4 protein-coding genes and 1 pseudogene are annotated in these 8,429 nt (G+C 57.4%); 4 read left to right on the forward strand and 1 reads right to left on the reverse strand.

What is annotated here, in order from left to right; genetic code table 11:
* The first annotated feature begins 247 nt into the window (after window positions 1-247).
* Both hutH and F6X42_RS36430 read left to right on the forward strand, forming a co-directional pair.
* Window positions 248-1,780 (forward strand): histidine ammonia-lyase, encoded by a 1,533-nt coding sequence (gene hutH / locus F6X42_RS36425; RefSeq protein ID WP_187638764.1) that lies wholly within the window; start codon window positions 248-250, stop codon window positions 1,778-1,780.
* 11 nt (window positions 1,781-1,791) lie between these two features.
* Window positions 1,792-3,090, forward strand: a pseudogene (locus tag F6X42_RS36430) (urocanase-related protein).
* 229 nt (window positions 3,091-3,319) lie between these two features.
* Here F6X42_RS36430 and F6X42_RS36435 read toward each other — a convergent pair.
* Window positions 3,320-4,450 (reverse strand): porin, encoded by a 1,131-nt coding sequence (locus F6X42_RS36435; RefSeq protein WP_018423100.1) that lies wholly within the window; start codon window positions 4,448-4,450, stop codon window positions 3,320-3,322.
* A 1,950-nt stretch (window positions 4,451-6,400) separates the two neighbouring features.
* On the opposite strand from F6X42_RS36435, the gene F6X42_RS36440 reads away from it, so the two are divergent.
* Complete coding sequence (locus F6X42_RS36440) at window positions 6,401-7,180, forward strand: ABC transporter ATP-binding protein (RefSeq protein ID WP_018423099.1); 780 nt, start codon at window positions 6,401-6,403, stop codon at window positions 7,178-7,180.
* Window positions 7,181-7,220: 40 nt separating this feature from the next.
* Window positions 7,221-8,093 carry a transporter substrate-binding domain-containing protein gene (locus tag F6X42_RS36445; protein ID WP_085952364.1) on the forward strand — a complete coding sequence of 291 codons (873 nt, stop codon included), beginning with the start codon at window positions 7,221-7,223 and terminating at the stop codon, window positions 8,091-8,093.
* The last annotated feature ends 336 nt before the right edge of the window (window positions 8,094-8,429 follow it).

The raw sequence follows: 8,429 nt of genomic DNA on the forward strand, positions 1-8,429 counted from the left end.
CTCCGTTGGATGAAAACTTTCATTTGCGATGCAGATAAAAGAATAAAACAATTCATTCAAGGTGGCAACCGGTTTTTGCCCTGCGGCGTCGTGCAGGGCATACTGGTTCGAGGTCTTTCCCGGAATGCCATGCGGCAGCACGGACGAGCCGCGCGCGGTAGCCCGTGCCAAAAAACACAGCAGGCTAATTGAATGAAAATATACATTCATGTATAGTGACTTGGCCATTCATGCAAAGGAAATTGCGATGATCAAGTTGACGCCGGGAAAATTGACGTTGGGCCAGTTGCGCCGTGTAGCGCGTGAGGATGTTTCGATCGAGCTGGATCCCGACAGCTACGAGGCGATCGATGCGGGGGCCCGCACGGTTGCCGAGATAGCAGCGAAGGGGGCTCCCGCTTACGGCATCAATACGGGGTTTGGGCGGCTCGCGAGCACTCACATTCCGCGAGAGCAGCTGGAGTCACTCCAGCGCAACCTCGTGCTCTCGCATTCTGTCGGCGTCGGCGAGCCGATGACCCGTCCGGTTGTCCGGCTTCTGATCGCCTTGAAGCTGTCGAGCCTCGGTCGCGGCCACTCGGGGATCCGCATTGAGGTAATGAACGCGCTGCTCACGCTTTTCAATGCCGATGTCCTGCCGGTGATTCCGGTCAAGGGGTCGGTCGGTGCATCGGGCGACCTGGCTCCCCTTGCGCACATGTCGGCAGTGCTGCTGGGTGTCGGTGAGGTGATCGCCAGGGGCGAGCGCATGAGCGCAACGGAAGGGCTGAAACTGGCCGGCCTGAAGGCGATGACGCTGCAGGCGAAGGAGGGGCTTGCACTGCTCAACGGCACGCAGGCGTCCACCGCTCTTGCGCTGGATAACCTGTTCAAGATTGAGGACGCCTTTCGCACTGCGCTGGTGGCCGGTGCGCTCTCAGTGGACGCCGCATTGGGCTCGGTCAAACCCTTTGACGAGCGGATTCATGCGCTGCGCGGTCATGCCGGCCAGATTGACGTCGCGGCCGCTTACCGAACGCTTCTTGAAGATTCGGCAATCAACGCGTCCCACGTCGATTGCTCAAAGGTGCAGGACCCGTACAGCCTGCGCTGTCAGCCCCAGGTCATGGGGGCATGTCTGGACCAGATCCGGCATGCAGCCAGTATCCTGCATGTCGAGGCCAATGCTGTTTCGGACAATCCGCTTATTTTCCCGGATACCGGCGAGGTCATTTCGGGCGGCAACTTCCACGCGGAACCGGTCGCATTCGCTGCGGACAACCTCGCCATTGCCGCCTCGGAAATTGGCGCTCTCGCAGAGCGACGTGTGGCGCTGCTGATTGATTCGACGTTGTCGGGCCTGCCGCCGTTCCTCGTGAAGGATGGCGGCGTGAACTCGGGCTTCATGATTGCCCACGTTACTGCGGCGGCTCTCGCCTCGGAAAACAAAACGTTGGCGCATCCTGCCTCGGTAGATTCGCTGCCGACCTCGGCGAACCAAGAGGACCACGTGTCCATGGCCACGTTCGCAGCGCGCCGGCTGGGCGATATCGCCGGAAACGTGGCTGATATTCTGGCCATCGAACTGCTTGCCGCAGCACAAGGTGTCGACCTGCGCGCACCGCATGAGACGAGCCCCACCCTTAAACGGGTTATCCGCGATATCCGCCGCAAGGCTGTTCACTATGACGCGGACCGTTATTTTGCCCCTGACATTGCGGCCATCGGCACGATTGTGAGAAGCGGTGAGATTGCAGCGCATGCTCCGTTTGCTTTTGCATCACAGGCGGCAGGCGCTTGAGGAACCCGGCGATGAACCGTCCAAAGCATATCCTGCACCCCTGGCCGACGTGCATAATCTGGCGCGCGGCGCGGTGCTCAGAAGGTATCGCTAAGACCTGACTCGCGGAAAACGCCCACCGGATGATCCAGGATAATCTGGATCCCGAGTCGTCGAGCATACGCACGCACCGCGGTGTACGGCGGCGTTGGTCGCGTTGCGCGCAAGTGGGAGTGCGTCGACCAGTCCCCAGCGTCACTGAAGGACTAGAACGAGAATGTGATGCTGCTTATCCAGTCGGCGCAAGCCCGTGCGCGTGTTCTGCACGCACGCTGATGAGCCGCGCGTGCTGCTCGCGAACTCCAACCCCGTGCCGCACCGGAATACGTGGGAGCATTTTCACGAGCCGGACCGCAAGGGCCTGATGACGTACGGCCAGATAGCGGCGGGCAGCTGGATCTACATCCGCTCACAGGGCATCGTGCAGGGTGCCTACGAGAGGTTCTACTCGTGGTGAGCCGGCGCTTCAACGGCGACCCGGAAGGCCATTGGGTCCTGACGGGCCGTCTCGGCGGCATCAGTGCGCGCAGCCGCTCGCAACGACCATGGCGGGCTTTTCGATGATCGCGGTGCAATACCACGAGACGTGTGTCGACTCCGCCTGAAAACGCGCTGCGTAGACCGCAAGGCGAAGGCGATCGGTGAGGCGCTTGCCATCGTCGAGGCGGGCGAAGCGCACGGGCAAGTCGGCCTTGTTGGGCGGCTGGGCAACGCCGCGGACACATTTGCCGAATTCGTGAAGTGCGGCATCGCGCCCGGCTGCGTGACCGACCACACGAGCGCGCACGACCCGATCAACAGCTACCTGCCGCAGAGCTTGACGGTGGAGCAACGGCGTGAAGTTCGCAAAGTCGCGCGCGGGGCCATTATCAAGCCCGCGATGTAGTCTATTGGCCAATCAGGTGCGTGCCATGCTGACTTTGCAGGAGCGCGGCGCGGCCAGGCTTGACTACGACAACAACATCCACCAGGTGCCACTGGAAATGGAGGGTGGATAGCGGGTTTGATTTCCCACGCTTCGTGCCGGTGTACATCCACAGGATCGCCCGAGAGTGCCACCCAGCGGAACGGACCCTTGGTCGCTGCTGAACCCGACGGGCGGGGTGTCGTGGGCGTCGCTGCATCACGGCGGCGCCGTGGGCGTGCACTCCATCGAGCATGGAGGCGTAGTGAATGTGGCCGAAGGCACGGCGGCGGGGCACAAGCGTCTGAGCTGCGTACTGCAAAACGCTCCGGCGACGGGCGTGGCGCGCCATGAAGACGCTGGCTAAGATCTCGCACACCAGACGGCGCGTAAAGCGGACCTGAAGCTGCCGGTGCTGCGCCGATGACTCAGGCAGACGGAATGTGTATCGCGCGGCAGACAGGGCTGCGCGGCGCAAATCTGGTGGGGTCGCCGTGGAGGAAGGGCGGCGACGTCACGCGCGAGATCGCGGCGGCGCATGCCGGCGCCGCCCCGGGAGCGGGCCTACTGCGTCTGCGTGCCTTCATTCGGCACTATTAAAAGCGATGACGCATCCCTAAGAAAACGAGTGTCTGGCTAGCGTTGCCAGCGGCCGGAAACGAATCAGCAATCACCGCTTGTGCGACCCCCAATCCGTTATGACCGGAAGCATGTCCGTATGACGCGGATGCGTAAACATCGGTACGCTTCGACAACAGATAATCGCCGGTGAGTGTTACCTGGTTGTACGTGGCCGACGAATCACCATGAGATTTCAGGAGATCGTAACCCACTTGTACCAGCACGAATGGTGTGATATTCCAATTTGCGTAGATCGAGCCATTGTTGTATCGCTCAGCGATTCGGAATTTGGAGTAGGCGTCGGGCAGATATTCCGAATAACTATAATATCCACCAAGCGTCACGGGACCGATCGAATATTTTGCCCCAGCGCGAGCGATGTTGATCGCTTTTGCCGTCGAATAAGCTTCGTTGACAGGGCTCAGGAACAAGCTGCCGTATGTTGATGTTCCACGAGTAGAAAGGGTGGGGTTCCCCTGGTCAGCGTGGGAGTAGCCTGCCGCCAACATGAGTGGCCCGGCAGTGTACGAAGTCGCGAAACTATACGTCTGCCCAGACCCCATGGAGCCAGCAACTCCACCGAACGAATACGCTGCCGCCACTCGAAACCCTGACCAAACTGGACTCAGCCATTTCACCTGGCTATTGATACGTGCGTTTCCGTCAGAGTTGTCTACATCTCCCGGAGTGGTGAAATAATAGAGGTAATTGTTTGGCTGCACGGGGTACACCAAGTCCATCAACGTATCATATTGACGTCCGGCGAGGATCGTTCCATAGGAATCCGACTTCATGCCGACATAGGCATAGCGACCAAACAATGCGCCACCCTGTTTAGCTTTGCCGTTGTTGATGTCAAAGCCGTTCTCCAGCCGAAATACGGCCTGGAGTCCGCCGCCCAGGTCTTCCGCTCCTTTAAGCCCCCACTTATTGGTTCCAATTTGCCCCCCCTGAAGGCTTATCTGCGAGTGCTGGCCTCCGGTGTTGTGCACGTACTGTATCGATTCATCCAGCTCTCCGTAGAGCGTAACCGAGCTTTGAGAGAATGCGGGAGAGCAGGCTGCAAACGACCCAGCAGCGACGAGAATGACCTTATAACTATTCATTTGTACTCCAAATTTATAATAGATCAAAAACTGACGACAACGCTACAAAGGTCCACACCGAGGTACTTGCGGGCGAACCGCATGTGAGACGTCGGTCAACTCCTGCCTCAGACAAAAAGGAATACAAATCGAGCATGACACCCCCGACCCGAGGGAACGGGATCGTTTCGATCAACGCGTTCTCTCGAGGCTTTCATAGAAAACCTGTCTCATGTTGTGTGAATGTAATATTCCGTCTGGGCCACCGGTCCAGCGTCAACCGCTGGGCCAATGCGCATGATGGTAACAATACATAAATAAAATGCAAGAATGAAAGTATGCATGCATATTGCTGGTTCGGGTTTTTGCGGATAGATGCCTGGTCGCACATCGTGGGCTTGTCGACGCGAGAGAGATCGTCCGATGGCCCCGCCTGACGGTTGACGCGATAGTCTGGTGCGAGAGGTGCCGTATCGAGGCTGCAATTGCTCAGGCGAAACTGGTGCGGGTGTCCGACTGGCGTCGTGTAAACTTTTCGAGGGCGCCGCCACTTCGACTGCTTGGTGACCTGCACAGCAGCGAGCTGGAACGCCTCTACCTCTGCAGTCAAGCGTGTAGAAGGCCGTTTATCAGCCCGAGTGCAGGACGGCAACGGCTTTCCTTCACCGGCCCTCCCTTATCTGCGGCGCCACCCCATTCTTGGGCTGCTCTCGCCGGCGACGCATCGGGGTTACCGTGTTTCGTGAACGTCAGATCGAGTAGATCGGCCAATGGCATCGGCACTGCGCCCCCGGTCAACGTCTTGCCGAGGTTCCCGTGTCAGATCAGAACCTTGCCGGCATGTTCCTTCAAGGCCGGGGCCATTTCAACGGGCCGAATAAGGATGCAACTGATCTAGCATAACCGTCGGAACGCAAGCTTTTCTTGGCAAACGGGGGGCCCCGCCGTCCCCGTCGACGTCGTCGGTACGGGTCAAGCAGGCGGTGGTCGCCGATCGTTATCTTGTTTCAGGCAGTGCATATCAACCACCTGATGATCGGGCATGAGGGCCTGTTTTCGCAACAGCGCTTTCTGCACAGGCTGAGGCGGCGACCGTCCCTGCGGGATCGTCTACGTTACCCACCGGTGCTTACATTGATTGGCATGGCGCGACAGTTATCGACCTTCTGCCCGCACGCTAAGTCTGCTTCAGTAGCTTTTCGTGCGGCTTCTTTAAGCGGCATTAGCCCCTTTCTTCAGCATCGAGGCATGTGCCCGCGCACGGCGGGTGGTCCGGTGAGACGTGGCAGCAAACGCCCACGGACGGTTGTAGCCCCGCACGAACCACAGCAATCCCTTCGTGGCTCGATGGTGCGCTAACCTTTTCGTGCGGTGCCCTCATGCTCTCATTCCATCTGCGCAAGGTCGGCACCTCGCTTCAGGGTTAACTCTCTTCCATAGATGAATGAATACTTTTATTCTTATATGCATGGATTGATGATATTCGTTCTGGCGAGTCGCCGTCAGGGCCGGTCGTCAGGAACAGGTAGATGTTTCTATGGCTTTTCCTACGGAAATCGTATTGGTAGGCTTCCGAGCGAGATCATTCGTGGCGCGTCGTGGTCCTTCGTAAGACGGAATTCGAAGCATGATCCGCCTGGGGGATTCCCCGGAGATTGTTGCTGATGCGAATGGATTGCCGTACCGATTGCAGCCAGACCGACGTTTCCTGGGAACGGTAAGCGAAATCATCGCCATGGTAAAGGCTATGTTTTTGGCATCCTTTGTAAGTTTCATGGATGTAACTGGTATCGCGTCGACCACTGTCACTGAAATGGAACGCCCCGTTCGAAGCCTGTGTGTCGACAGGAATTATCTGTCTTGCCATTAACTTACTTCTGACTCGGCTGGTGCTGTGGATTGAGCGAAGTCTCGATCCTCATCTAGGTGTTCCGGCGATGAACAAACAGGCTTCTTGAGGGAAAAGACAATATGAACGCGAGTAGTGGGGCACGTCCGAAGGCCGTGCAACTCACGGACATCCGTAAGCGATACGGCACTCTTGAGGTCCTCAAGGGTATTTCGCTCGAGGCGAGCGAAGGTGAGGTGATTTCGATACTCGGCTCTTCAGGTTCAGGCAAATCAACGCTACTTCGTTGTATCAACATGCTTGAGGTTCCTGACGTCGGGGAAGTTGCGGTCGCTGGCGAGCAGATTAAGATGTCAAACCATCGGGCGGCAGGGCAACGACTTTACGACCATAGACAGGTTGACCGTATTCGCGCAAATGTTGGCATGGTCTTTCAGAGCTTCAACCTGTGGTCTCACATGACGGTGCTTGAGAACGTTATCGAGGCACCCATCCATGTTCATGGTCGACCGCGCAAGGAATGCGTCGAAGAAGCGCGGGAACTCCTCAACAAGGTTGGAATAACGAATAGGGAGAACTTCTATCCGTCCCATCTTTCAGGTGGACAGCAGCAACGTGTAGCGATAGCCCGCGCACTGGCGATGCATCCTTTGCTAATGCTTTTCGACGAACCCACATCAGCATTAGACCCGGAACTTGTTGGTGAGGTACTTCGGGTGATGCGTCGGCTTGCAGAGGAGGGCAGAACTATGCTGATCGTTACTCATGAAATGGCTTTTGCTCGGGAAGTTTCGAGCCGCGTAGTGTTTGTAGATCAAGGAACAGTAAAGGAAGAAGGAACACCGGATGAAGTGTTCGGTTCCGGGCGTTCCGTGCGTCTTCAGCAGTTTTTGGCCCGATAGGCTTCGCTTGTGCGCAATCAACAACTTTTGCAGGGTGAAAATGAATAGTTTGAGGAAATACCACTCGCGCTTCATCCTACTCGCCATGATGGCCTCAGGCATCGTCGCTTTGGGGCTCGGACAGGCGAATGCCCAGAATTCTCAAAAAGAGGTGAGAATTGTCACCGAGGGCGGGTTCGTTCCGTGGAACTATACTAAACCCGACGGGACTCTGGCCGGTTTTGAAATCGATCTGGCGCGCAATCTTTGTGACCGGATGCAGGTCAAATGCACGATTACGGCGCAGTCCTTTGACAGCATGATTCCGGCGCTGAACGCAGGGAAGTACGACGCAATCATGGATGATCTCGCAGTTACACCGAAGCGCGAAGAATCGATTGCTTTCTCGATACCGTACGCGACGCTCTGCTATACGTTCGCAACACTGAAAGGCAGTGACGTCGCCAAAAAACTGCCGCTGCAGGACAGAACGTTTTCATTGAGCGATGCAGCCGCGTCCGAAAAAGCCCTTGGGGAAGTGAGGGCTGCGCTATCGGGAAAAGTGGTAGGCACGATAGCGGCTGGGACGTCGGTAGAATTTGCGAACACCCATCTGAAGGGCATTTCTATTCGGCAATATAAGACGCAGGAATCACGTGACCTGGATTTGGTAGCCGGCCGGGTGGATGCGGTGCTCGGTTCGAAGGATTCACTGATTGGAACGGCTGCGAAACCAGGCAATGAAAACATGGTGCTGGCCGGTGCATGCTTTGCGGGCGGTGTAGTTGGGCAGGGATCTGCGGTGGGGCTCCGCAAGGGGGACACACAACTGAAAGCGATGTTTGATCAGGCTATTCGTGCCGCAAAGGCGGACGGTACAATCAAGAGGCTTTCGGAGCCGACTTTCCATATGGATGTGACTCCCACGCAGTAATCTTTGAGTGATCCCGATGTTCTCCAGACGCCGTATTGGGTGGCTCGCCTGTGAGAACCATCAGGACGGGTCCGTTTTGTCGGACCGGAAATTTCCTTGATTGCTGTTCCTACGCTACTGAGAAGCATGAGCGAGTTGCCACGCAACAGACCACATCGGGGCACGCTTCGGGGTTAGCGAACTGACGAGCATGGGGATCGGGCGGGAAAAGAGGTGGCGCCGAGAATCCGGACAGGTCGGTAAGTGGAAAAGCTGGGGCGTGAGTCGGTCATAATGGCCGGCAACAAGGAACCAGAAGATGACGAAACGCAACCGACGGACACACTCACCGGCGTT

Source organism: Paraburkholderia podalyriae, from assembly GCF_014397785.1.
Lineage (GTDB): Bacteria > Pseudomonadota > Gammaproteobacteria > Burkholderiales > Burkholderiaceae > Paraburkholderia > Paraburkholderia podalyriae.